This is a genomic window from Marinibaculum pumilum, from assembly GCF_042646425.1.
GTDB lineage: Bacteria > Pseudomonadota > Alphaproteobacteria > Ferrovibrionales > Ferrovibrionaceae > Marinibaculum > Marinibaculum pumilum.
Genome location: NZ_JBHRTR010000019.1, coordinates 59,099 through 83,702 on the forward strand (window position 1 = coordinate 59,099; position 24,604 = coordinate 83,702).

Consider the following 24,604-nt stretch of genomic DNA (forward strand, 5'->3'; position numbering starts at 1 on the left):
GCCGCCGATGGCCGAAACAGCCACACCGGTCCTGTCGGTCCGCAACCTGCGGGTGGAGTTCCCGCTGCGGCGCGGCACCCTGAGCGCGGTCGACGACCTGTCGTTCGACATCGCCGCCGGCGAGGTACTGGGGGTGGTCGGCGAGTCCGGCGCCGGAAAGTCGCTGACCGGGGCGGCGGTGATCGGCCTGCTGGAGCCGCCGGGCCGGATCGGCGGCGGCGAGGTCCGGCTGCACGGCGAGCGGATCGACAACCTGCCGCCGTCGCGGATGCGGAAGATCCGCGGCCGGCATATCGGCATGGTGTTCCAGGACCCGCTGACCAGCCTGAATCCGCTGTTCACGATCGGCGAGCAGCTGGTGGAGACCATCGTCACCCATACCGGCCTGGGTGCGGCGGCGGCGCGGCGGCGGGCGATCGACCTGCTGGCCGAGGTCGGCATCCCCGCCCCGGCGGAGCGTGTGGACAGCTATCCGCACCAGTTCTCCGGCGGCATGCGGCAGCGTGCGGTGATCGCCCTGGCACTCTGTGCCGAACCGCAGCTGGTGATCGCCGACGAGCCGACGACGGCGCTCGACGTTTCGGTCCAGGCACAGATCATCGCCGTGCTGAAGCGGATCTGTGCCGAACATGGCGCGGCGGTGATGCTGATCACCCACGACATGGGCGTGATCGCGGAAACGGCGGACCGGGTGGCGGTGATGTATGCCGGCCGCCTGGCGGAGATCGGCCCGGTCGACGCCGTGGTCCGTCATGCGCGCCATCCCTATACCCAGGGCCTGATGGGCTCGATCCCGAAACTGGACAGCGAAGAGGCGCGGCTGGTGCAGATCGACGGCGCGATGCCGCGCCTGACCGCGATCCCGCCCGGCTGCGCCTTCCATCCGCGCTGTCCGCACGCCTTCGACCGCTGTCATGTCGACCGGCCGGAGCCGATGCCGGCGGGCCGCACAGACATGGCCTGCTGGCTGGCGCTGCAGGACGCGGTTCCGGAAGCCCTGGCGGAGGGCCGGTCGTGAGCGTCGCTGCTGCAGATGCCGAGCCGCTGGCGGCTGCACCGCTGCTGCAGGTGGACGAGTTGCGGCGGGTCTTCGACGTCTCCAAGCCGTTCCTCAACCGGCTTCTGGAGGGGGCGCCGCGCCTGCACCTGAAAGCGGTGGACGGGGTCAGCTTCACGGTCAACCGCGGCGAGACTTTCGCCCTGGTCGGCGAATCCGGCTGCGGCAAGTCCACCGTGGCCCGGCTGGTGGTCGGCCTGATGCCGCCCAGCGCCGGCCGCATCGCCTTCGAGGGCATGGATATCGGCGACCCGGCCAATGCCGGCGCGCTGGGCCGCCTGCGGCGGCGCTTCCAGATGATCTTCCAGGACCCCTATGCCAGCCTGAATCCGCGCTGGCGGGTCGACAATATCATCGCGGAGCCGATCCGCGCCTTCGGCATGGCGCAGGACAAGGCGGAGATCGCGGACCGGGTTGCGGACCTGCTGCGCACCGTCGGCCTGGACGCCGCCGACGGGCGGAAATTCCCGCACGAATTCTCCGGCGGCCAGCGGCAGCGGATCTGCATCGCCCGGGCGCTGTCCAACCGCCCCGAATTTATCGTCTGCGACGAACCGACCTCGGCGCTCGACGTGTCGGTCCAGGCGCAGATCCTGAACCTGATGCGCGACCTGCAGGACGAGTTCGGCTTGACCTACCTGTTCATCAGCCACGACCTGGCGGTGGTGCGCCACATGGCGACCCGCATCGGTGTGATGTATCTGGGCCGCCTGGTGGAGGTGGCGCCGGCGAAGCAGCTGTTCCGCAGTCCCCGGCATCCCTATACCCGGATGCTGCTGGATGCGGTGCCGGACCTGGGCATGTCGGGCCGCGCGCGGCAGCCGGTGAAGGGCGAGGTGCCGAACCCGATCTCACCGCCGCCGGGCTGCGCCTTCAACCCTCGTTGCCCGTTCGCCAACGACCGCTGCCGCAGCGAGCGGCCGCAGGCCCTGTCGCAACCCGTGCCGGGGGGCGGCGAGGCGCTGGTGGCCTGCCATGCGGTGGAGGAAGGCCGGCTGGATGCGGAACTGGCCCGGGCAGGGCTGGCCGGCGCCGCCGGGACGACCGGCGCGCTGCATACCGCATCGTGACCGCCAGGTTCCTGTTTCCGCTGCTGCTGTCGATCCTGGCTGCGGCCCCGGCCGCCGGCGAAGCGCCGGCCTGTCCGGGCCTGGCGCCGGTGGGCCAGGTGGCGGCGCATGGCGGTGACCGTGCCTGGCTCGCCGATCCGCGGGACAGCTACCGGCATGGCGTCTTCGGCGAACCGGCGGAACCCGGGGTACTGGTGCTGCAGGGACCGGCGGCGCAGGCGCGTGGGATGGACTGCCTGGTGGCCGTGCTGCCCGAGGACCGGGTGTTCGAGGACCGGGAGGTCCGCTTCTGGGATGCCGACGGCGACGGGACCGCGGAACTGGCGGTGGTGGAGACGGATCTGGAGGGCGGCGCCCGGCTGGCGCTCTACGGCACCGCCGACGGGGAGCTGCGGCGCCTGGCGCAGGGTCCGGCCCTGGGCTTCCACCGCTGGCTGTCGCCGGTCGGGCCGGTGCCCTGGGGCCGGGGCGGCGCGCCGCTTCTGGCCGTCGTCACCACGCCGCATATCGGCGGCGTGCTGCGGCTCTACCGCTACACGCCCGGCAGCGCCGACCTGACGGAGGCCGCGCAGCTGCCCGGCTGGTCCACCCATCGCTTCGGCAGCGCCCTGCCGAACACCGCCTTGGTCGATGCGGTGCCCGGCGGCACCAACTGGATCGTGGCGCCGGACCAGGCGCGGCGCCGCATTGCCCGCCTGCGCTGGCAGGACGGCGCCTGGTCGATCGAGGAGGTGGGAGAGACGGAGGCCCAGGTGAGCGGGGCGATCGCGGTGGCGCCGGACGGCTGCGCCTACCGGGTGCCGACCGATACCGGCATCGTGCAGTTCCCGCGGCCGGGCGCCCCGGGCGGCTGCCCCCAGGATAAGTCGCGATGATCGGCGCCTACATCCTGCTCGGCCTGGCGATCGTGGCCGAGGTGATCGGCACCAGCGCGCTGAAGGCCGCCGACGGCCTGACGAAGCTGGTGCCCAGCCTGATCGTCTTCGCCGGCTATGGCGCAGCGATCCTGCTGCTGCTGCAGGTGGTGCGGGTGATCCCGGTCGGCATCGCCTATGCGATCTGGTCCGGGCTGGGCACCGCGCTGATCGTCGCGGTCGCGGCCATCGTCTACCGGCAGGTGCCGTCCTGGGCGGAGCTGGCGGGGGTGGGCCTGATCATCGCCGGCGTGGTGGTGATCAACCTGTTCGGCGACAGCCACGCCCATTGAGGTGGACTGACGCCGTTTCGCCCGCAACCCACCGTCACCCCGGCCTTGAGCCGTCCACAGACTTCGTCTGCGGACCCATTCCGCCATCAGTGAGGCGCCGCAGAGCTTGCGGAATGGGTCCTCGCCTTAAGGGCGAGGACGACGGGGGCGAGATGCGGTGACGCCACCGCTCGCTTCGGCCCCGCGCTATAACGCCAGCTCCATATGCGGCCGTCCGTCGGAGGTGCGCTCCGCCGTCCGCCCGCGCCGGTCGATGGTGCAGGACACCCGCCGCCGGAAGGCGGAGAAGCTGTCCCAGGTCACGACGTCGACCGGCTCGTCGAACTGCACGGTGATCCGGTAGCGGCCCTCGGCCAGTTCCCGGACGCCGATGATCTCGCCCGCAAAGGCCTGGGACAGGTAGCGGCCGCGCACCCGGTCGCCCAGCTGGACCGGCGCCGGCGGCGGGCGGTTGCCGGCGGCGGCATGCAGCACGTTCCAGTCGCGGCAGCCATATTGCCGCGCCAGCAGCTCCAGCGCCTGTGCATGGCTGACCGGCGTGCCGGCGGCCTGCAGGCTGTCGCGCAGGCGGCGGGCCTGGCTCTTCAACGTCTCGACGGGCGGGACCCTTTCCGGGGTCGTGCGGACGGATCCGTCCATGGCAGCACCTCTTCCAGCGTGCATGCGGGTCAGTCGTCCGGGGGCTCGCATTGCCGGCCGTCCGCATGCCTGAAGTTTGGCGCAGAAGGCGGATCGTCAGTGCCGGGCCTTGTGTGACCCGGGGGGCTTCACCATGGCTTTCGCCCGCGAGCGGCGGGGGCCCCTTCCCTGGCGCGCTGGTTAGCCGCCGGCGACAGGCCTGTCAATCGACATCTGTTGACCGGGCGTTCAAGGGCGCCGATCCTGGCTGCAACCAAGGCCGGCGCATCGGCGACCGGCGAACCCTCGGGAGGGATGGAATGAGTGCGTTCGACCTGGTGATCCGCGACGGCCGCATCGTCGACGGCAGCGGTGCGGAAGCCTTTTCCGGCGATGTCGCGGTCAGGGACGGCCGCATCGTCGAAGTGGGCAAGGTCGCGGGCGCCGGCCGGCGGGAGATCGCCGCCGACGGCCGGCTGGTCACCCCGGGCTTTGTCGACATCCACACCCATTATGACGGCCAGGTGACCTGGGACAGCCATCTGAACCCCTCCTCCAACCATGGCGTCACCACGGTGGTGATGGGCAATTGCGGGGTCGGCTTCGCGCCGGTGCATGACAACGACCATGCCATGCTGATCCGCCTGATGGAGGGGGTGGAGGACATTCCCGGAACCGCCCTGGCGGAAGGCCTGCCCTGGTCCTGGAACTCCATGCCGGATTATCTGGACGCGGTGGACGCGATCCCGCACGACCTGGACATCTGCGCGCAGCTGCCGCACGGCGCGCTGCGGGTCTTTGTGATGGGCGAGCGCGGCGCGGACAGGGAGCCGGCGACCGACGACGATATCGCGGCGATGGCCCGCCTGGCGGCCGAGGCGGTGGAGGCCGGCGCCTTCGGCTTCACCACCTCGCGCAGCCTCAACCACCAGACCAGCGACGGGAAATCGACCCCGTCCTACGGCGCCGCGGCGCGGGAACTGGTCGGCATCGCGGAAGGGGTCGGCCGCACCGGCCGTGGCGTGCTGCAGGTGATCTCCGACGTGGTGGCCTGGGCGCGGGTCGGCGATGCCGATGTCGATGACGAGTTCGCCATGCTGCAGGAGATGATGCGCATCTCCGGCCGGCCGCTGAGCCTGTCCTTGAGCCAGACCGACCCGGCGCCGGACGTCTGGCGCGATATCCTCGGCCGCATCACCGCCTTCAACGATGCGGGCCTGTCGATGAAGGCGCAGGTCTGCGGCCGGCCCATCGGCACCCTTCTGGGCCTGCAGGGCTCCGCGCACCCGTTCATCGCCCACCCGACCTATCGGGAAATCAAGGACCTGCCGCTGGCGGAGCGGGTGGCGGCGATGCGCAACCCGGACTTCCGCGCCCGCATCATGGCGGAGGAACCGGGCCGCCTGCCCAACCTGGTGCGGCACATCCTGACCCGCTTCGACAAGCAGTTCCGCCTGGGCGACCCGCCGGACTACGAGCCGCGGCCGGAGACCAGTATCCAGCACCAGGCCGCCGCGCAGCAGCGCGACCCGCGGGAGCTGATCTACGACATCCTGCTGGAGAACGAGGGGCGGGAATTCATCTACGTGCCGCTGTTCAACTATGCCGGCTTCGACCTGGAGCCGGCGCGGGAGATGATGCTGCATCCTCATACCGTGCTGGGCCTGGGCGATGGCGGGGCGCATTGCGGCATCATCTGCGACGGCAGCTTCCCGACCACGATGATGACCCACTGGGGCCGCGACCGGACCCGGGGGCCGAAGCTCGACCTGCCCTGGATCGTAAAGGCGCAGACATCGGACACGGCGGCCGCCGTGGGCCTGCAGGACCGCGGCCTGCTGAAGCCCGGCTACAAGGCCGACATCAACCTGATCGACTTCGACCGCCTGACCCTGCGCCCGCCGCACATGATCTACGACCTGCCGGCCGGCGGCCGCCGCCTGATGCAGGAGGCGGAGGGCTATGACGCGACCATCGTCTCCGGCGAAGTGATCATGGAGAACGGCGCCGCGACCGGCGCCCTGCCGGGACGGCTGGTGCGCGGGGCACAGGCGGCGCCGCGCGGCTGATTGCTGCCCAGGGCCAGGCACGCCCGGTTGTACCGCCGGAGCCGCCTGCAGCCATGAGGCGGGGGGCTGGCGGCGTGCCGCGGCCCCGCTTGCTGCGCTGCAAGATTCTCCTACAATCGTCGCTTTCGTGACGATTTCCGCCCATCTGGAGGCTTTAAGTGGCTGAGGCTCAGAACATCCGTGTCGCCGTCGATATCGGCGGCACGTTCACCGACATCTACGTCCTGGACGAGGCGACGGGCGCCCTGCGGGTGGCGAAATCCGCCTCGACCCCGAACCCGATCGACGGGGTGATGCGGGGCTTGCAGGAAGCCAAGGTCGACCTCTCCAACGTCACCCTGTTCTCCCACGGCACCACGGTCGCCACCAATGCCCTGATCATGCGCAGCTATCCGCGCGGGGCGATGGTCTGCACCAAGGGCTTCCGCGACGTGATCGAGATCCGGCGCGCCGACAAGAACGACCTCTGGGACACCTATCACGACGTGGCGCCGCCGCCGATCCGCCGCCGCGACCGGCTGACCGTGTCGGAGCGGGTCGACGCCTCCGGCGCCATCGTCACCCCGCTGGACGAGGCGGAGGCGCGCGAGGTCGCGCGGGTGCTGAAGAAACGCCAGGTCGCCTCGGTCGCGGTCTGCTTCATGAACGCCTTCGTCAATCCGGCGAACGAGAAGCGGATGAAGGAGATCCTGACGGAGGAGATGCCCGGCGTGCCGATCTCGGTCTCGTCGGAGGTTCTGCCGGAGATCTTCGAGCATGAGCGCTTCTCCACCACCGCGGCGAACGCGGTGCTGACCCCTGTGGTCAGCAAGTATGTGGAGGAGCTGGGCTCCAAACTGGCGGAGGACGGCTACAAGTCCGACCTGCTGCTGCTGCATTCCGGCGGCGGCGTGATGACCGCCCATACGGTGAAGGATTTCTCCGCCCGGCTGGCGGCCTCCGGCATCGCCGCCGGCGCCATCGCCAGCCGCCATATCGGCATGCTCTGCGGCTTCCGCAATTCCATCGGCCTGGACATGGGCGGCACTTCCACCGATGTCTCGATGGCCTATGACGGCGAGACCCGGGTGACCAAGGACTGGTCGGTGGAGTTCGGCTATCCGATCCGCTTCCCCTCCATCGAGGTGCTGACGATCGGCGCGGGCGGCGGCTCGCTCGCCTGGATCGACGATGCCGGCTCCTTGCGCAACGGCCCGCAATCGGCGGGGGCCACGCCGGGCCCGGCCTGCTACGGCAACGGCAACACCACGCCGACCAACACCGACGCCAATGTGGTGCTGGGGCGGCTGGGCACCAGCCTGGCCGGCGGCCAGATCAACCTGGACATCGAGAAGGCGAAGGACGCCGTGCGCACCGGCGTGGCGGAGCCGCTGGGCCTGGGCCTGGACGAAGCGGCCCTGTCCGTCGTCTCCGTCGCCAATGCCAACATGGCGGACGCGGTGCGGCTGATCTCCATCACCCGCGGCTACGACCCGCGTGACTTCGCGCTGGTCGCCTTCGGCGGTGCCGGCGCCCTGCACGGCGCGGCGCTGGCGAAGGAGCTGTCGATCCCCGCGGTGATCGTGCCGCCGGCGCCGGGGGTCACCTCGGCTTTGGGCTGCCTGCTGGTCGACATCCAGCACGACCTGGGCTTCTCCTACATCAAGGCGGTGGCCGAGGCCGATGCCGGCGAGATCGAGACCGAGTTCAAGGCCTTGGAGAGCGAGGCGCGGGAGCGGCTGTCGCAGGAAGGCGTGGCACCGGAGGACATGGTGCTGCAGCGGAGCATCGACATGATGTACCAGGGCCAGTGGCGGTCGCTGGCGGTGACCGTCGGCAGCCCCTTCACCGACCTGGACGAGGCGGTGGAACATTTCCACCAGGAGCATGAGCGCGGCTTCAACTTCCGCCGCGACGGCGCGCCGGTGGAGCTGTACCGGCTGAACCTGCGGGCGATCGGCAAGACCCCGCATGCGGAACTGGCGAAGCATCCGACCGGCGGCGAGCTGCCGGCGCCGAAGGGCACCCGCCAGGTGCGCTTCGACGAGAGCGAGAGCCGCATCGACACGCCGGTCTACTGGCGCGAGGAGATCCCCGCCGGGGTCAGCTTCGCCGGGCCGGCGGTGGTGGAGCAGCTGGACTCCACCACGGTGATCCCGCCCGGCGTGAAGGCGGAGATCGACCAGTACATGAACATCATCATGCGGATCGAGGAGGCATGACCATGGCAACCGAGACCGAACTGCATCCCGTCACCTTCGAGGTGCTGAAGAACGCCTTCATCAACACCGTCGACCAGATGGCGGAGCAGGTGCTGCGGACCTGCTATTCCTTCGTGATCTACAACCGCGACTTCTCCAACGCGCTGCACGACGCCAATGGCGACACCATCGCGCAGGGCAATTACGACATCGCGGTCCATGTCGGCACCCTGCACTATTCCTGCAAGGACGTGATCCGGGTGTTCGGTGGGAAGATGCGCGAGGGCGACGTCTTCATCGTCAACGACCCCTATACCGGGGGCACGCATTTCAACGATGTGCGCCTGGTGCGGCCGGTCTTCGCCGAGGGCGAGGTGATCGGCTATGCCCAGGCGAACGGCCATTGGGCGGATATCGGCGGTTCCGTCCCCGGCTCCTTCGACGTGATGGCGAAGGAGATGTTCAAGGAAGGCCTGCGCATCACGCCGGTGCGGATCGTCGATGCCGGCGAGTTCCGCCGCGACATCGCCGACATGATCGCCGGCAATACCCGCGACCCGGCCGCGATCATCGGCGACATGGAATCGCAGATCGAGGCGACCCGGGTCGGCGAGCGCGAGATCCTGCGGCTGGTGGCGAAGTACGGCAAGGAGGTCGTGAAGGCCGGCATGGCCGCGGTGCAGGACTATGTCGAGCGCGCCGTGCGCCAGCGCCTCACCGCCCTGCCCGACGGCAGCTGGGAGACGGTGGACTTCATCGACCGCGACCCGGCCGGCGGCGAGGGGATGATCCCGGTCAAGACCAAGGTCACCATCAAGGGCGACAACGTGGTCTACGACTTCTCCGGCTCCCACGACGTCATCGGCACCCTCTACAACTCCGCCTTCGGCACCACCTTCTCCGGCATCGTCGGGGGGATGAAGACCTTCTTCCCCGACCTGCCGCTGAATTCCGGCTTCTACCGGGCGATCAAGGTGGTCGCGCCCGAGGGCTCGGTGGTGAACGCGCAATGGCCGACCGCGGTGACCGGCTTCATGATGGTCTACGAGAAGATCATGAACGGCACCTACGAGACCTGGTCGCGGATCATGCCGGAGCGGGCGATGGCCTGCACCTTCAACCTGGAATACCTGCTGACCGGCGGCCACAACAAGGCGACCGATTCCGTCTTCATGCTGTACGACTGGCTGCCCGGCGGCTGGGGCGCGCGCAACGGCCGCGACGGTTCCGGCCCGACCACCGCCTGCTTCGGCACCGGCCTGCAGGCGCAGCCGGTGGAAGGGCAGGAGCGCGGCAGCCCGATCCTCACCCAGCGCTTCGAGATCTGCACCGACAGCGCCGGGCCCGGCAAGTTCCGCGGCGGCATGGGGGTGGTGAAGTCCACCTTCCTGACCAAGGCGGACAAGGCGGTGATCTCCTATATCTGCGACCGCGAGCGGGCGATCGTGTTCGGCATGCAGGGCGGCCTGCCGTCGATGCCGCACGGCCTGACCCTGCGCCGCAAGGCGACCGGCGCCGACGAATGGATGGGCTCCGTCTTCTCCGACGAGCCGATCGTCGAGGGTGACTGGTTCTCCCGCCCGACGGCCGGCGGCGGCGGCTATGGCGACCCGCTGGACCGCGATCCCGAGGCGGTGAAGGAGGATGTCGCCGACGATTATGTCTCCATCGCCCGTGCCGCCCGCGACTATGGCGTGGTGATCGAGACGGTCGATGCCGACCTGGCGGAGTACAAGGTCGACCATGCCGCCACCCGCAAGCTGCGCGAGCAGATGCGCGGGCAGCGCCGCGACTGGCTGACCACCGACCCGGCGGAGGTCTCCCGCATGTTCAAGGCGGGCGAGATCGACGCCATGGACTGCTGCCGGCGTTACGCCGTGCTGCTGGACTGGGAGACCGGCGAGGTGCTGCCGAACTCCACGAAGCAGTTCCGCGAAATGTTCAACATCCGCTCCGCCGCCTACTGGAACGACAGTTCCACCCCGGCGGAGGCCGCGGCCGAATAGCGGCAGCCGTCAGCCGGCAGTTCCGCAAGGAAGGCGGGGGGCGGGAGCGGCGGACGCTCCCGCCCCCCGCTTGCGTTTCGGCGGCGTGTGCCCTGTCCCTGACCCGTTCCCAGGGGGCTATCCAGCACAAGCCGGAGCTGCGGGCTCGCCGCCAGCGCTGCCGCAGCCTCGGTCCAGCCGTGTCGCACATTGGTGCTGGGGCGATGAATGGCGCGGCGCTACACAGCCAGCGGATGATTCCCGGCCGGACCCCTCCGCTGGCTGCCGGCCGGCGCTGTCGGCGGGTGGCGGCGGTTGCCGGGGCCGGTCCGACCCCGGCGCCAGCGGTACAGGAGCAGCAGGGCCGGCAGCGCGACGGGGGAGAGAAACGGGGCGGCGGCCAGGGAGAGCGCAAGCATGCCCGCCAGCACGACGGCGGCCGCAACGCCGTCCGAAGTCCCCGCGGCGAGGCGGCCGGCCGGCACGGCCAAGGTGGCAGCCAGCAGGAAGCCGATAGCCAGGGTCGGCGCCACGACGCCCAGATCCGCGGCGAGGGGCAGGTCCGGCGTGGCGCCCCGCCGCCGGTCCGACAGCCGTTTGGCGCAGAGCCACAGGCCGACCGCCGTTGCGCAGGCGCAGGACCAGGGCAGCATCACCAGCGGGAAGGTTCCCGTCACGCCGCGCCGCAGGAGGGTCCACAGGTCGCCGCCCTCCAGGCCGGCGGGGTATGGCGGTGGGGCTTTGGCGACGGCGCTGAGCGCGACCGGCAGCGACAGCAGGCCTGGCAGTCCGACGACCAGCAGCCAGAACGCCAGGTCTGGCAGGAAGCGATGGTCTGGCAGGAAGCGATTGGCCTGGCGGGAGCGATGGTCGGAACGTCCACGCGAAGCCCCTGCCACCCGCGCTGTCGGACGGTACGGCCAGCCTGTCTCGCGGCCGAGGATCCACAGAGCGCTGTACAGCACGGCGAAGGCGGTCGGCGTCAGTGCCGGAGCCGCCACGGTCAGCCCTGCAGCAAGGACCTCCGGATTGCCGTGCCACATCGGCCAGGCGCCGATGACCAGTGCCGGGCCAAGCCATGCCGCAAGCAGCACCGGTCCGACATGGTCGCCAAATGCCATGCGTCGCCGCGCAGGCTTCTGGAGACATGGCAACATGGCGAAGTTCCCTTGTCCTGAATGTGCTCCATAGGCTCCAAATCAGCGCCGGCTTTGCCATCGGAAGCTGCGGCAGCCCGGAAGATGGTCTGTATCAGCAGGGCAGGATCTCGAAGCCCTGCCGCGATGCTCGCTCACGCCAATGCTCAGTCCGCCACCGCTCACTCCGGGGAATGCGGCCCGGTCGGCGCTCCGGGGCGCAGCACCCTGCACAGCCGTCGCCCAAGCCATATCAGCGCCCAGGCTGGGGGCAGGCTGGCCAGAGCCAGGAGAGGAGCGAAGAGGCTGACGAGCCACAGCGTCTCGCTGCTGGCCTGTGACGGACCGGTCGCCAGCAGCAGGCCAAGGGCGAGGATGTACAGGCCGGTCAGAAGGGGCGCTGCGGTGCCGGCCAAGACGCCTGGCAGCGGATTGGCAAAGCCCGCGTCCGGTCCAGGCCCGCGCCGTCCTGGTGCCAGTCGGCGGGCGAAGAAGACGCCCCGGACCAGGGTCAGCAGCACGGCGGTCAGCATCACGACCGCCAGGGGCAGGGGCAGGACCGCGATCGTGGCCAGCACCGGGTCCAGGCGGCAATACGCACGCTCTGCCTCGCCGCTCGGCAGCGCCAGGCCTGCGGACTGCCCCGCCACCGCCGGCTCGAACCGGCACAAATCCCGTCCCACCAGGTCGATCTCGGCGACGTAGGGGAGAAAGCCGGCAAGCGCAGCGGCACAGGGCAGTCCGGCGAGGAGCAGCCAGAACGCCGCCCTGGCCCGCCAGCCGCGGCGGACCTCGTCTTCCTGTGCTGCGTCCTCCTGAGCTGCGGCCATCCCGCTGGTGCTTGCCGCCGGCCAGCCGGCCAGCCGGCTGGAGAGCAGCAACAGAGGATGGACCAGGGCGAATCCGGCGAGGAGGATTACGGGCGTTCCGGCGAGCCCCAGGTAGAGGGCGTAGAACGGCTGTCCGGTCAGCCAGAAGTCCAGCGACGCGAAGAGCAGCCAGCAGAGCCAGATCAGGGCGAGGGTGCGGCCCAACCGGTCGCCGAACCGCATCCAGTTTGGCCGCTCCGCCAGGGGATATCCGGCCGCGCGGCAGTCCTTCCCTTTGCCGTCTGCTCCTTTGCCGTCTGCTCCGGGTCCGGCCATCGCCAGGGTTCCGGCCGGACCGGAGATGCTCATCTCCGATCCTCCCAGGGCCTTTCTTCCCAGGGCCTCTCTTCCCAGGGCCTTTCGCGATAGACGCGGGCGAGCGCGGCGCCATAGTCGTTCACGTTCTCCCGGCCGGTGAAATTGTAGATTGAGCCGATCTTGGCCGGATCCGGGTTGGGGACGCGGTCGACGATGCGCCGCAGCAGGGTCGCGCCGGCGCGGATATTGGTCTGTGGGTCGAATGCGCTGCGAGAGTCGAGCCCGAGCGGCCCCCAGGTCGACGGTTGTATGTTCATCGGCAGGATGCTCGGCTTGTCCAGGCCGATATGGCTCAGCATATCTTCCCGCACCCAGTCGGGCATCGCCTCGTAGGCGATGTCGGATGGCATGCCATAGGAGGCGCCGCGTGCATTCTCCAGATAGATCACCGCGCGCAGCAGGTCGGGATCGAGGAACTGGCGCCGTGCCTCTTCGGCGATGATGTGGTCATGCTGCAGAACTGCGGCACGTCCTAGCCAGCCAAGTTCATGCCATGGCTCGGATCCATCCGCGTTCGGGTTGTCGGCGATCTCGAACAGGGCAGGTGTGTTGGCATTGAGGCTGTCGATGCGGTCCTGCGCATCAGACAAGACTGGAAGTGTACCGGAAGGAGGTTCCACACCGTTGCCGCCCAACCGGCCCCAGGGCGGGAGCTGGTTGGAGAGGTGGTGGCCAGACCCCGCCGGCCGGCCCGAGGAGGCCGCCGGACGTTGCGGGAGGTGGGGCGGGTGGCGGGTCGAGATGCCGTCGGGTGCGACGCCTTCCGGTGGGCTGCCGGCATTGGACTTGCCAGCGGAGGAAGATCCCGGATCGGGCCGGACACCGACCAGAGACCTCCAGAGGTCGGGGAGAAAGGCCGAGGCCGATGTGGCGGCGGGGGACGGGTATCCCCTGCTCTGCAGGCGCGTCCTGAGGGTCATCAAATCCTCCTCCGGTAGCCACGAAAGTTCCATCAATGTTTACTTTATGTTCCTTCCTTCGTCAAGAAAAATCAACCCTGGGCTGTAGGCGCGGGAAATCGCTGCTGTCCCGGCGGTCCGCGCCTGGCCCGCTTCAGTAGGGCACGATCTCGCTGCGTTTCCACAGGTTGAAGGCGTCGAGAGATGTCGGGATCGTCGCCTGGCGGGCGCGGATGCCCGGGCGGTCGCGATAGGGCAGCGAGAGTTCCCGGTAGAGCGCCTCGTCGGAAAACTCCACCCCCTGCACCGCTGCGTCGTAGCGGGTGGCGGCGAAGACCAGGCGCGGGATCCGCGCCCAGTAGATCGCCCCATAGCACATCGGGCAGGGTTCGGCGGAGGCATAGAGGATGCAGGTGGAGGTGGCGCCGGCCTGCGGCAGGCGCGCCTCGTCGCGGGCGATGCGGCCGAGATTGTAGACGCCGAGTTCGCGCGCAGCGTCGCGGATCGCGCAGACCTCGGCATGCGCTGTCGGATCGAAGGTCGCGGTCACCCGGTTGCGGTTGCGCCAGTAGCGGATCGCCGCGCCGGTCTCGTCGTCGACCTGCACGATCACCGCGCCGAACGGGCCGCCGCCCTGGTCGACCGACAGCCGCGCCTCCGCCGCCGCCATCTCCGCCCAGCGGTTGCCGCCGCATTCGATGCCGTCATAGGCGCCGGCGGTCTTGATGTTCGCGGTCTGCGAGGGCAGGCGGGAACAGTCATGGTCCGCACGGGTGCAGTGCGGGTCGAAGCCGCTCCAGGGCTGCAGCCAGCCGGGTTCGCGCGGGCCGTCCAGCAGGGGCGGCTCGCCCTCATAGGGTTCCCCGCAGGGAATCGCGGTCAGCCCTTCGTCCCGTTCGCTCATCGCAATCCGATCCTTCCGGGTCACCCGTCCGCGGGCGCGGACAGCTAAACGTCATTCGTCCGCGGGCGCGGACAGGAGATAGGTGTCCATGATCCAGCCGTGCCGGTCGCGCGCGGCCTGCCGCTCGGCCAGGATGCGGTCGGAGACATCCGCCAGCGGGCCGGCGACCAGCATCTCGCGGTCCATGCCCAGATAGGCACCCCACCATATGTGCAGGTTGCGGTCGAGCAGGGTGGTGAAGGCGCATTGGCCGTCCAGCATGACGACGACGGTCGGAATGTCGGCAGGCCAGCCGTCAGCGCGCAGGCGCCGGCCGGTGGTGACCAGGACCGGCTGGCCGATGCCGTTCAGCGGGATCCGGTGGGCAGCACAGAGCGCCTGGATCGCGGTGATGCCGGGCACGACATGCACGGCCGAGATCGCCCCGTTCGCCTGCAGCCGTTCCGCGATGCGCAGGGTGCTGTCGTAGAGAGACGGATCGCCCCAGACCAGCAGCGCGACGGATGCGGGGGCGGTTCCGCTGGCCGACATCGCCGCCGCCCAGCGGGCGGCGATCCCGTCATGCCAGGCGCGGACCCGCGCATCGTAGTCGGCGATGGCCGGATCGCGTTCCGGCATCTCGAAGGCCGTGACCGGCGGTGCCGGGTCGCGCAGATGGGTGGCGCAGAGGGCGCGGCGCAGCGCTGCCAGCTCGCCGCGCTCGCCGGCCTTCACCGGCAGCAGGATCAGGTCGGCCCCGTTCAGCGCCGCCACGGCGCCCAGGGTCAGGTGGCCGGGATCGCCGGTGCCGATGCCGACCAGGTACAGGGCGGTCATTCGTCCTCCCCCGACAGGGGCGTCGCCGGGTCGGCCGCCGCGTCGTCGAAGGCCAGCGGGCCGTAGAGCACAAGCGCCGGCCCGTCGCCGGCATCCGCCAGCGCCGCGGCGATGCTGCCCAGGGTGGCGCGGCGGACCAGCTGCGCCGGGGTCGAGACGCTCTCGGCATAGACCGCGGGCGTGTCGGCCGGCAGGCCGGCGGCCAGCAGCCGCTCCGCCAGGGCGGCGAAGGTCCGCTTCGCCATGTACATCACCGTGGTCGCGGCGGGGTCGGCGAGGGCGGCCAGGTTGATGTCGCCGGGCAGGCGGCCGGTCTGGTCGTGGCCGGTCACGAACTGCACCCGGCGGGCGGTGCAGCGCCGGGTCAGCGGGATGCCCAGCGCCGCGGCCGCGGCGATGCCCGACGGCACGCCGGGCACGATCTCGAACGGGATGCCGGCGGCGCGCAGCGCGCCGATCTCCTCCTCCAGCCGGCCGAAGATGCCGGAATCGCCAGACTTCAGGCGTACCACCCGGGCACCGCGCCGGGCATAGTCGACCAGCAGGCGGTTGATCTGGTCCTGTTTCGGCGAGATCCGGCCGGCCCGCTTGCCGGTGCCGACCAGCTCCGCGCCGGGGCGGGCATGGCCCAGGATCGGCCCTGCCGCCAGGTCGTCGAACAGCACCGCGTCGGCGCGGCCCAGCCGGTCGACTGCCTTCAGGGTCAGCAGCTCCGGATCGCCGGGACCGGAGCCGACGAAGCTGACGAAGCCCTTGCCGCCGCTGCCGCTCATGATCCGGCCACCAGGTGGAAGAAGGTGCCGGTGGCATGGCCGCGGCGCGAACCGGTCTCGGTCACCACCGCGCCGCCGGCGTCCTGCACCTCCGCCAGCGGCGGATCCGGCTGCGCCAGGACGGAGGCATAGTGGAACTCATGCCCGCGCAGCGCCGTGCCGGGCGCGAAGCCGGCCATCGGCGCCGCCAGCACCGCCCGGCGATAGCCCAGGTGCAGCTTGCGCTGCGCGAAGCTGCTGACCAGGCCCAGCAGGCCGGCCATTTCGTGCCGCACCCCGTCGCCGTCCACCAGGCCCGCGCCCATCGCCATGTAGCCGCCGCACTCGCCATGCACCGGCCGGCTGTCGGCGAAGTCCCGCAGCTCCTGCCGGAAATGCCCGGCAGCGGCCAGGGCGCCGGCATGGAGTTCCGGATAGCCGCCCGGCAGCCAGCAGCAATCGGCCTGTGGCGCCGGCCCCTCGTCCGCCAGGGGGGAGAAGGGCAGGATCTCCGCCCCCGCCCGCCGCCAGGCATCCAGCAGGTGCGGATAGACGAAGGAGAAGGCGCGGTCCCGGGCCAGGGCGATGCGCTGCCCGGGCGGGTCGGGCAGCTGCGCATGGCTTTCGGTCGTGACGATGGCGCCGCAACGGGCTGCGGCCAGGATCGCGTCGAGGTCCAGATGCTCGGAGACAAAGCGGCCCAGACCGGCCATCGCCGCTTCGAGGTCCGGCCGTTCCTCCGCCTGTACCAGGCCCAGATGGCGTTCCGGCAGACTCAGGTCCGGCCGGCGTGGCAGGGCGCCGAACACGGCGATGCCGGCGGCGGCCATGCCGTCGCGAACCAGGCGTTCATGGCGCGGGCTGGCGACCCGGTTCAGCACCACCCCGGCGACCGTCACCCCGGTACGGTGACCGGCTAGGCCGCGGGCGATCGCGGCGGCGGTCTGCGACTGGCCGGACACGTCGAGGACCAGCAGCACCGGCCAGCCGGTCAGCGCGGCGATGTCGGCGCTGGCGCCGATGCCGGTCGCGCCCGGCGCCGCGGCGCCGTCGAACAGGCCCATCGCGCCTTCCGCCAGGGCGAGGTCGGCGCCGGACGCCGCGCCGGCGAGGCGGTGCAGCTGCGCCGGTGCCATCGACCAGCTGTCGAGGTTGTAGGAGGGGTGGCCGGCTGCGGCCCGGTGGAAGGCCGGGTCGATATAGTCGGGGCCGCATTTGAAGGGCTGCACCGCCAGGCCGTGATCGGCGAGCGCGCGGGCCAGGCCCAGCATCACGGTGGTCTTGCCGGTGCCGGAGGCGGGCGCGGAGACCAGCAGGCCGGGCGGCATGGCGGTGGTACCGCTCATCCCTCCGCCTCCCCGCCGCTGCCGGCCGCGGCCGAGCGGGGCCGGAAGCGCCGCTCATAGTCGGCGGCGTAGAGCCGGCTCTCTCCGAAAGCATCCGTGTCCAGGCCCGGGCCCACCAGGATCAGCGCGGTGCGCTCCGGCGCCGTGCCGACCTGCGCCACCAGTTCGGCGAGGGGCGCGCGCACGACCCGCTCCTCCGGCCAACTCGCCCGCCAGACCACGGCGGCCGGGCAGGCCGGCCCGTAATGCGGCAGCAGGCGCGCGACGACATCTTCCAGGACATGGATCGACAGGTGGATCGCCAGCAGCGCGCCGGTGGCAGCGAAGGCCTCCAGCCGTTCGCCCGGCGGCATGGCGGAGGCGCGGCCGGAGGTGCGGGTGAGCACGACCGTCTGGTTCACTTCCGGCAGGGTCAGTTCCCGGCCCATGGCCGCCGCGGCGGCGGAGAAGGCAGGCACGCCGGGGGTGATGTCGTAGGGGATGCCCAGCGCGTCCAGCCGGCGCAGCTGTTCCCCCATCGCCGACCAGACCGACAGGTCGCCGGAATGCAGCCGCGCCACGTCCAGCCCTTCGGCATGGGCCGCCGATATCTCTGCGACGATGCCGTCCAGGTCCATCGGCGCGGTGTTGACGATCCGCGCGCCCGGCGGGCAATGCGCCAGCACGCCGTCCGGCACCAGGGAGCCGGCATAGAGGCAGACCGGCGAGGCGGCGATCAGGTCGCGCCCGCGCAGGGTCAGCAGGTCCGGCGCGCCAGGTCCGGCGCCGATGAAATGCACCGTCATTTCGTGGTGCTCCACTGCACGACCGGCCGTGCGGGCTGCCAGCCCCGCTTGCGTCCGAGCGGCGCCGCCTCCGCCAGCCCGATCCGCAGCAGCTGGCCGCCGGCCCTGGCCGACCAGTCGGCCAGCAGCGCCTCGGATTCCAGGGTGACGGCGTTGGCCACCAGCCGCGTGCCGGCCGGGATCAGCGCCCACAGCCGGTCCAGCAGCTCCGGGCCGGCACCGCCGCCGACGAACACCGCCTGCGGCGGCGGCAGGTCGTCCAGCCCGGCGGGCGCCGTGGCAACCGTCACCGCCAGACGGTCTGCGACACCGAAACGCGCCGCATTCCGGCCGATCCGTTCCGCCCGCTCCGCCTGGGACTCGACAGCGGAGACGGTGGTCCCGCGCGCCGCCAGCAGCCATTCGATACCGACGGAGCCGGCACCGGCGCCGATATCCCATAACCTCTCGCCGGGGCGCGGCGCCAGGGCGGACAGGGTCAGGGCGCGCATCGCCCGCTTGGTGATCTGGCCGTCATGCTCGAACAGCGCATCGGGCAGGCCCGGGCAGTGCGGCAGACCGGCGCCACCTTCCGCCGCGACGGCGACAGCGACCGGCGCGGCGATCTCCGCCAGGTCGAAGCCGGCGGCCGTCGTGCCGCGCAGCCGTTCGCGCGGGCCGCCCAGCGCCTCCATCACGGTCAGCCGCGAAGGCCCGAAGCCCTGCCCGGTGAGCCAGGCGGCCAGTTCGCCGACCGCTGCGCCGTCGCGCACCAGGCAGATGAGCCGCGCGCCGGCGGTCAGGTCGCGCAGCAGGATCTCGAACGGTGCGGCATGCACCGCGCGGCACAGGCAGTCCGCCAGCGGCCAGCCCAGGCGGGCGGCGGCCAGCGAGAAGGTCGAGGCCACCGGATGCGCCACCCATTCCGCTGCATCCAGCGTGGCGGTCAGCGACGCGCCGGCGCCATGCCAGAACGGATCGCCGGAGGCCAGCACCGCGACGGCTCGTCCGCGCGCGGCCATTACCGGGGCCACGGAGAACGGCACCGGCCAGGGCCGGCCGCGATCGCCGGCGCCGACCAGGGTCAGGTGCCGCGGGCCGCCGAACACCAGCTCGGCCCGCTCAAGCGCCTGCCGGCTTGCCAGGCCAAGCCCGTCCAGCCCATCTTCCCCCAGCCCGATGATCGTCAGCCAGGGAGACCCGGCGGCCCCGTCCATGCCGCGCTCAGCCATGTCCAGAGCTTCCCGACACAGAGTCCTGATCCTCGGCGGCTCCGAACAGGCCAGCGCTCTGGCGCGGGCCTGTGCCGAGGCCGGGATCGACGGCGAATTCTCCTATGCCGGCCGGGTCGCCGCGCTGCGGCCGCAGCCGCTGCCGGTGCGGGTGGGCGGCTTCGGCGGGCCGGAGGGCCTGGCGCGCTACCTCACAGACGGCGGCTTCACCGCCCTGGTCGATGCCACCCATCCATTCGCCGCGCAGATGAGCGGCAATGCCGTGGCCGCCTGCGCCAGCATCGGCCTGCCGCTGCTGGCGCTGGAGCGGCCGGCCTGGACGCCGGAGCCTGGCGACGAGTGGCAGGTGGTGCCCGACATGGCGGCGGCAGTGGCGGCGCTGGCCGGCGCGCCGGAACGGATCTTCCTGGCGATCGGCCGGCTGCAGGTCGACCTGTTCGCAGCCCAGCCGCAACATTCCTACCTTCTGCGCATGGTGGAGGCGCCTTCGGCGCCGCTCGCTTTGCCTCAGGCGGAAATCGTGATGGACCGGGGGCCGTTCACGGTCGATGGCGACCGGGCGCTGATGGCGGCGCGCGGCATCACCCGCCTGGTGGCGAAGAATGCCGGCGGCGGCGCCGCCCATGCCAAGATCGCGGCGGCCCGCGCGCTCGGCCTGCCGGTGGTGATGATCGACCGGCCGCCGATCCCCGACCGGCCGCGGGTCGGCGAGGTGGCGGAGGTGCTGCGCTGGCTGGCTCATCCGCTGCCCGCCGGAACGCTGCCGCGCGGCGTGTAGACATGCCGCCCGACCCGGCGGGTGGCGGAACTGCCGACGATCACCACGGTGCGCATGTCGGCCATCTCCGGCACCGCCGCGGCCAGGGTCACGACCGACAGCCGCTCCTCGTCGGTGGCGACCGCACGGGCGAAGCAGATCAGGCGGTCCGCCCCGCATTCCTCGCCCAGGATGGCGAGCGCCCGGGCAAAGCCCTCCGGCCGTGCCCGTGAGCGCGGGTTGTACAGCGCCATCGCGAAATCGGCCTGCGCGGCCAGCCGCAGGCGCCGCTCGATCAGGGCCGCCGGCTTCAGGTTGTCCGAAAGGTTGATGGCACAGAAGTCGTGGCCCAGCGGCGCGCCCAGGCGGGCGGCGGCTGCCAGCATCGCCGTCACACCGGGCAGCACCGCGATCTCCAGCGCCTGCCAGGCCGGCGGCCCGGATTCCAGCGCCTCGAACACGGCCGCGGCCATGGCGAAGACGCCGGGATCGCCGGAGGACACGATCACGACCTGCCGGCCGGCCGCGGCGAGGTCCAGGGCGTGGCGGGCGCGGTCCAGCTCCTCCCGGTTGTCGGAGGCATGGACGGCCAGGCCCGGCCCGGCCGCCACCCGTGCCACATAGGGGCCGTAGCCGACCAGGTCGGTCGCAGTTTCCAGGGCGGCGGCGACCTCCGGCGTCACCAGCCGCGGGTCGCCGGGGCCCAGTCCGGCGATCGCCAGCCGGCCCCCGCTTGCCAGGCCGGTCATGGCGCGGCGACCGCGGCCGCGGCCGGCACCCGCTCGCGGCCATGCACCAGGAGGATGGAGAAGTAGGGCACTGTCGCTTCCGGCATCTCGGCCAGGCGCCGCACATTCTCCCCCGCCATGGTGCCGTCCTGCACCAGCCAGGCCTCCTCCAGCCGGCCGATCGCGGCCAGCACCCGGCGCAGCTTCGGCAGGTTGCGACCCAGCTTCATGAACACCAGCGCGTCGCCGGCCGCGGCATGGCGCACCAGTTCCGCCTCCGGCAGGGTCCCCATCAGCACGGTGACCACATTGTCGCCCCAGGCCATCGGCGTGCCGGTGGCGGTCCAGCAGCCGGACATGCCGGTGATGCCGGGCACCACCTGCATCGGCACCCGCCCCTGCAGGCGGATATAGAGGTGCATGAAGGAGCCGTAGAAGAACGGGTCCCCCTCGCACAGCACGATCACCCTGCGTGTTGCCGCAAGGTCGGCCAGCCGCTCCGTCCAGTCCTCGTAGAATGCGGCCAGCTGGCTGTGATAGGCGGGATCGGTCAGCGGCAGTTCTGTGGTGACCGGGTATTCCATCGCATATTCGCGCACACCGGGGGCCAGCATGGCTTCGACGATCTGGCGCGCCTTGCCGGGGCGGCCCGCCTTGCGGAAATAGGCGATGTCGGTGGCGCCGCGGACCAGGCGGTCGGCGCGCACGCTCATCAGCTCCGGATCGCCCGGGCCCAGCCCGACGCAGGTGATGCCCGGTCCCGCCGCGGCATTGAGCTCCGCCGTCACGGTCAGCGCTCCGACCGGCTGGCCAGGGCGTTTACCGCGGCCACGGTGACCGCGCTGCCGCCCAGCCGCCCCTCCACCGCCAGCGCCGGGGCGGGCGGGTTGGCCAGCAGCGCCGCCTTGGATTCCGCGGCGCCGACGAAGCCGACCGGGCAGCCGACGATCGCCGCCGGACGTGGCACCGCCGGGTCCTGTAGCAGGTTCAGCAGTTGGAACAGGGCGGTGGGCGCATTGCCGATCGCGACCAGCGCGCCGTCCAGGTGCGGCCGCCACAGCTCCACCGCCGCTGCCGAGCGGGTGGTGCCCAGCGACCGGGCGAGCTCCGCCACCTCCGGCGCCTGCAGGGTGCAGATCACCGGATTGGCGGCAGGCAGGCGGCCGCGGGTGATGCCCTCCGACACCATCCGCGCGTCGCAGAGGATCGGCGCGCCGGCCTGCAGCGCGGTGCGGGCTGCAGGCACCATCCCTGCGGAGAAGCGGACATGCGCCTCCAGCCCGACCATGCCCAGGGCGTGGATCATCCGCACCACGACCGGCTCCTCCTCCGCATCGAAGCGCGCAAGGTCCGCCTCTGCCCGGATGATGCTGAAGGAGCGGGCGTAGATCGCTGAGCCGTCGGTTTCGTAGCTATGGATCATCTTCGTGTGGCAGGTCGCGCAGGCTGGCCAGGGTCGCGGCATAGGCTGGGTCGGGATCGCAGCCGGCGCCGGTCGCGGGGCGGGGAAGGAGACGCGCCGGCGGGTCCCCCGCGCGGCCCCGTGGCACTACACCGTAGCCGTCCTGCGATGCAACGAGCGTGATGTCCGCCGGCCCCGGATGGGCGCAGCCCTTGCTGCAGCCGGCGACATGAAGGCGGGCCCCCTCCGGCAGCTGCCGCGCCAGGGCCCGGGCCAGGGGCCGCGTCGGCCCCTGGGCCTGTACGCAGCCGGGGGCGCCGATGCAGGCCGCAACCCGAAGCAGCGGGTCCGTTGGGTCCATGATCAGGTCCGACCCTGCCGGCGGCCGCTCGACACCCTGCAGCAGCAGCATCCGCCAGGGGGTGAGGCGCAGGGTCGCGCCTGTGTCGGCGAGCCTTTCCAGGCCGTCGGCGGCCAGGGCGCCGAACGGCAGGCCGACCAGCAGGCCGCCCGGCAGCCGGTCGGGGCAGGGGCCGGGCTGTGGCAGGGCAGTGGCCGGTGTCGGCCGGGCATCGCCGGTCAGTTCCGCGGGCAGGCGGTGGCCGGCCGCCAGATGTGCCGCCATGCGGCCGCGGCCCGCGGTCACGCCGCCGCTGTCGACGAACCAGCGGGCGATCGCGGCGGCCAGGGCCGGCATCCCCGCCGGCGCGGCGGACCGGCCGGCGGATGCGCCGTCGGCGCGTATCATGAGGCCGCCATCGACCTTGCGCTCGATCCGGATGTCCGCCGGTACCGCGGCCAAGACCCGCTGCGGCCCGGCATCGACCGCCAGGCCGAACTTCGACGGCAATTCGGGCATCAGCCGGCCCGCTGCGGCGAGATCCGCCGCCAGGGCCGCCATGCCGTCGTTCCCGTCATGGAAAGGTGTCAGGACCACCGGCAGCTGCACGTCGCCCCGCGCCTCGGCGGGAGTCATCAGCCCCAACCGGGCCAGGTCGTCCAGCAGCGCGCCATGGTCGTCGAGGCGGACGCCGCGCAGCTGCAGGTTCGCGCGGTTGCTGAGTTCCAGCTGCCCGTTGCCGAAGCGCCGGGCGGCGGCGGCCAGCCCGGCGGCCTGCGCCGGCCGCAGCTCGCCGTGCGGCGGGCTGATCCGGACCAGCCAGCCGTCGCCGCTCTGCATCGGCCGAAGCGCACTCGGACACCAGCCGCGGGTCTGCGGCGTATCGCCGGCCCATAGCCGGTGCTCGATGATGCTCGGTTCGCTGTGTCTCACACCCATGTCCCGCGGAAATCATCATGCGCCGGTGCGGCGGCGGCGCGCCCCCGCAAGACAGCCGTCACAGCCGGGACAGCCGTCACAGCCGGGGACAGCCGTCACACGGATCGATGCTGTTCCTGGGGCATGTGCCGATCACGGCCCGACGGTGGCGGCGTGGCAAAGGCGCGGCGGCCCCGCCGGGCAGCGGATGTCGCTGTTGTCGGCGGCCGGCATGTGCCGTCGTCCCGCCAGTCCGCGCAGCTGAGCCAGCCCCGGAAGCTTCGCGCCCCGACCGTATTTGTCAAGGCAGCCGGCCCCTTGCATGCCCCCCTGCCGGCGCCTGCTGGCGCGGCGCTCGGTCGCGTGCTAGGCGTCGGCGCGCTGTTCGTGAAGGGAGCATCTCCGGACGTGAAGATGGAGAAACCGGGAGAGGAAGCGGCGGATCGCGGTCCGCTCCGGCCGATCGTATCGCCGGTGGAGAGGGAGCGACCGGCGGATCCGGCCTTTTCCAGCAGCCGCATCGTCATCAACCACATCCTGCAGGGGCTACGCCAGGGCCGCTACGTTCCCGGGCAGACCCTCGTCGCCGCGGAGCTGATGAAGGAACTCGGCCTCAGCAAGGCGCCGGTCCGCGAGGCGTTGCACCTGCTGGTGGGTGAAGGGGTGATCGAACTGCTGCAGAACCGCAGCGTGCGGATCACCCGGCTGGATGCCGATGACGTGCGCGGCTTCGTGGCGGTCTGGTCGACCCTGGGGGCCACCAGCCTGCGCCTCGCCGCCGAAGCCATTGCCGCCGGTGCGGACGGGCGGGCACTGGACGAGCGTATCGCCGAGGTCGAGCGCGCGGCCGGCCGCGGCATCACCTACGAATTCCTGATGTCGATCGCGGACTATCACTGCGCTGCCGCCGTGATCGGCGGCAACCTGTTCATCCGGCGCTTCATCGGGCTTGCCCATTTCGAGCATACCCACCGGCACATGGCCTCGCTGATGCCGGCCCTGCCGTTCCGCGAATATGCGCAGCGCTTCGGCGGCGTCCATGACGCGGTGATCGCCGGCGCGGGCGGGCAGGCGGAACGGCTGTTCCAGGAGCATATGGCGTGGGTGACCCGGCTGTTGCAGGGCCATTGACGCGACGTCATCGGGTTGCATACCCGGGTCCGCATTGACTCGTCATCTCGGATGGTCGACGATTTGGTCGACCATCTGGGAGACAACAAGGAGGCTGGGACAATGC

General features: G+C 71.4%; 23 protein-coding genes. 9 read left to right on the forward strand and 14 right to left on the reverse strand.

Annotated elements, in window-relative coordinates; all coding sequences use genetic code 11:
• Positions 1-7: 7 nt before the first annotated feature.
• From ACFOGJ_RS07120 to ACFOGJ_RS07135, 4 genes are read left to right on the forward strand one after another with little or no spacing between them, the layout of a single operon-like run.
• On the forward strand, positions 8-1,018 hold the full coding sequence (locus ACFOGJ_RS07120; RefSeq protein ID WP_379899153.1) for an ABC transporter ATP-binding protein: 1,011 nt from the start codon (positions 8-10) through the stop codon (positions 1,016-1,018).
• Complete coding sequence (locus ACFOGJ_RS07125) at positions 1,015-2,127, forward strand: ABC transporter ATP-binding protein (RefSeq protein ID WP_379899154.1); 1,113 nt, start codon at positions 1,015-1,017, stop codon at positions 2,125-2,127. The genes ACFOGJ_RS07120 and ACFOGJ_RS07125 overlap by 4 nt, the downstream gene beginning before the upstream one ends.
• Positions 2,124-3,002, forward strand: coding sequence for a hypothetical protein (locus ACFOGJ_RS07130; RefSeq protein WP_379899155.1), 879 nt, complete (start codon positions 2,124-2,126; stop codon positions 3,000-3,002). Before ACFOGJ_RS07125 ends, ACFOGJ_RS07130 begins: the two co-directional genes overlap by 4 nt.
• Complete coding sequence (locus tag ACFOGJ_RS07135; protein ID WP_379899260.1) at positions 3,002-3,334, forward strand: DMT family transporter; 333 nt, start codon at positions 3,002-3,004, stop codon at positions 3,332-3,334. The genes ACFOGJ_RS07130 and ACFOGJ_RS07135 overlap by 1 nt, the downstream gene beginning before the upstream one ends.
• A 186-nt stretch (positions 3,335-3,520) precedes the next feature.
• Here the strand turns inward: ACFOGJ_RS07135 and ACFOGJ_RS07140 are convergent, their stop codons facing one another.
• Positions 3,521-3,973 carry a glyoxalase superfamily protein gene (locus tag ACFOGJ_RS07140; protein WP_379899156.1) on the reverse strand — a complete coding sequence of 151 codons (453 nt, stop codon included), beginning with the start codon at positions 3,971-3,973 and terminating at the stop codon, positions 3,521-3,523.
• 299 nt (positions 3,974-4,272) lie between these two features.
• On the opposite strand from ACFOGJ_RS07140, the gene ACFOGJ_RS07145 reads away from it, so the two are divergent.
• From ACFOGJ_RS07145 to ACFOGJ_RS07155, 3 genes are all read left to right on the forward strand, one after another.
• On the forward strand, positions 4,273-6,021 hold the full coding sequence (locus ACFOGJ_RS07145; RefSeq protein ID WP_379899157.1) for an N-acyl-D-amino-acid deacylase family protein: 1,749 nt from the start codon (positions 4,273-4,275) through the stop codon (positions 6,019-6,021).
• 158 nt (positions 6,022-6,179) lie between these two features.
• Positions 6,180-8,222, forward strand: coding sequence for a hydantoinase/oxoprolinase family protein (locus ACFOGJ_RS07150; RefSeq protein WP_379899159.1), 2,043 nt, complete (start codon positions 6,180-6,182; stop codon positions 8,220-8,222).
• A gap of 2 nt (positions 8,223-8,224) precedes the next feature.
• Complete coding sequence (locus tag ACFOGJ_RS07155; protein ID WP_379899161.1) at positions 8,225-10,207, forward strand: hydantoinase B/oxoprolinase family protein; 1,983 nt, start codon at positions 8,225-8,227, stop codon at positions 10,205-10,207.
• A 218-nt stretch (positions 10,208-10,425) separates the two neighbouring features.
• Here the strand turns inward: ACFOGJ_RS07155 and ACFOGJ_RS07160 are convergent, their stop codons facing one another.
• From ACFOGJ_RS07160 to cbiE, 9 genes are all read right to left on the reverse strand, one after another.
• Positions 10,426-11,307 carry a hypothetical protein gene (locus ACFOGJ_RS07160; protein ID WP_379899162.1) on the reverse strand — a complete coding sequence of 294 codons (882 nt, stop codon included), beginning with the start codon at positions 11,305-11,307 and terminating at the stop codon, positions 10,426-10,428.
• 197 nt (positions 11,308-11,504) lie between these two features.
• The gene (locus ACFOGJ_RS07165; protein WP_379899163.1) at positions 11,505-12,500 is read right to left on the reverse strand and encodes a hypothetical protein; all 996 of its coding nucleotides are present in this window, start codon (positions 12,498-12,500) and stop codon (positions 11,505-11,507) included.
• Positions 12,497-13,429 carry a hypothetical protein gene (locus tag ACFOGJ_RS07170; protein WP_379899164.1) on the reverse strand — a complete coding sequence of 311 codons (933 nt, stop codon included), beginning with the start codon at positions 13,427-13,429 and terminating at the stop codon, positions 12,497-12,499. The genes ACFOGJ_RS07165 and ACFOGJ_RS07170 overlap by 4 nt, the downstream gene beginning before the upstream one ends.
• 133 nt (positions 13,430-13,562) lie before the next feature.
• The gene (locus ACFOGJ_RS07175) at positions 13,563-14,312 is read right to left on the reverse strand and encodes a nucleoside deaminase (RefSeq protein WP_379899165.1); all 750 of its coding nucleotides are present in this window, start codon (positions 14,310-14,312) and stop codon (positions 13,563-13,565) included.
• A 51-nt stretch (positions 14,313-14,363) separates the two neighbouring features.
• Positions 14,364-15,128 carry a precorrin-6A synthase (deacetylating) gene (gene cobF / locus ACFOGJ_RS07180; RefSeq protein WP_379899166.1) on the reverse strand — a complete coding sequence of 255 codons (765 nt, stop codon included), beginning with the start codon at positions 15,126-15,128 and terminating at the stop codon, positions 14,364-14,366.
• Positions 15,125-15,901, reverse strand: coding sequence for a uroporphyrinogen-III C-methyltransferase (gene cobA / locus ACFOGJ_RS07185; protein ID WP_379899167.1), 777 nt, complete (start codon positions 15,899-15,901; stop codon positions 15,125-15,127). The genes cobF and cobA overlap by 4 nt, the downstream gene beginning before the upstream one ends.
• Positions 15,898-17,226, reverse strand: coding sequence for a cobyrinate a,c-diamide synthase (locus ACFOGJ_RS07190; RefSeq protein WP_379899168.1), 1,329 nt, complete (start codon positions 17,224-17,226; stop codon positions 15,898-15,900). The genes cobA and ACFOGJ_RS07190 overlap by 4 nt, the downstream gene beginning before the upstream one ends.
• Positions 17,223-18,011, reverse strand: coding sequence for a precorrin-4 C(11)-methyltransferase (cobM, locus tag ACFOGJ_RS07195; RefSeq protein ID WP_379899169.1), 789 nt, complete (start codon positions 18,009-18,011; stop codon positions 17,223-17,225). The genes ACFOGJ_RS07190 and cobM overlap by 4 nt, the downstream gene beginning before the upstream one ends.
• Positions 18,008-19,222, reverse strand: a complete 1,215-nt coding sequence (cbiE, locus tag ACFOGJ_RS07200) for a precorrin-6y C5,15-methyltransferase (decarboxylating) subunit CbiE (RefSeq protein WP_379899170.1) — start codon at positions 19,220-19,222, stop codon at positions 18,008-18,010. Before cbiE ends, cobM begins: the two co-directional genes overlap by 4 nt.
• Between cbiE and ACFOGJ_RS07205 the strand changes: the two genes are divergently transcribed.
• Entirely contained in the window at positions 19,221-20,000 is a 780-nt protein-coding gene (locus tag ACFOGJ_RS07205) for a cobalt-precorrin-6A reductase (RefSeq protein ID WP_379899171.1), read from the forward strand. The genes cbiE and ACFOGJ_RS07205 overlap by 2 nt on opposite strands.
• Here ACFOGJ_RS07205 and cobJ read toward each other — a convergent pair.
• From cobJ to cobG, 4 genes are read right to left on the reverse strand one after another with little or no spacing between them, the layout of a single operon-like run.
• The gene (gene cobJ / locus ACFOGJ_RS07210) at positions 19,961-20,728 is read right to left on the reverse strand and encodes a precorrin-3B C(17)-methyltransferase (protein WP_379899172.1); all 768 of its coding nucleotides are present in this window, start codon (positions 20,726-20,728) and stop codon (positions 19,961-19,963) included. The genes ACFOGJ_RS07205 and cobJ overlap by 40 nt on opposite strands.
• A complete protein-coding gene (cobI, locus tag ACFOGJ_RS07215; RefSeq protein ID WP_379899173.1) occupies positions 20,725-21,495 on the reverse strand; it encodes a precorrin-2 C(20)-methyltransferase in 771 nt (256 codons plus the stop codon). Before cobI ends, cobJ begins: the two co-directional genes overlap by 4 nt.
• Before the next feature lie 2 nt (positions 21,496-21,497).
• Positions 21,498-22,130: a precorrin-8X methylmutase gene (locus tag ACFOGJ_RS07220; protein WP_449288578.1), complete on the reverse strand. Its 633-nt coding sequence runs from the start codon at positions 22,128-22,130 to the stop codon at positions 21,498-21,500.
• Positions 22,120-23,382 (reverse strand): precorrin-3B synthase, encoded by a 1,263-nt coding sequence (cobG, locus tag ACFOGJ_RS07225; protein ID WP_379899174.1) that lies wholly within the window; start codon positions 23,380-23,382, stop codon positions 22,120-22,122. Before cobG ends, ACFOGJ_RS07220 begins: the two co-directional genes overlap by 11 nt.
• Before the next feature lie 399 nt (positions 23,383-23,781).
• Between cobG and ACFOGJ_RS07230 the strand changes: the two genes are divergently transcribed.
• Positions 23,782-24,498, forward strand: coding sequence for a GntR family transcriptional regulator (locus tag ACFOGJ_RS07230; RefSeq protein WP_379899175.1), 717 nt, complete (start codon positions 23,782-23,784; stop codon positions 24,496-24,498).
• The last annotated feature ends 106 nt before the right edge of the window (positions 24,499-24,604 follow it).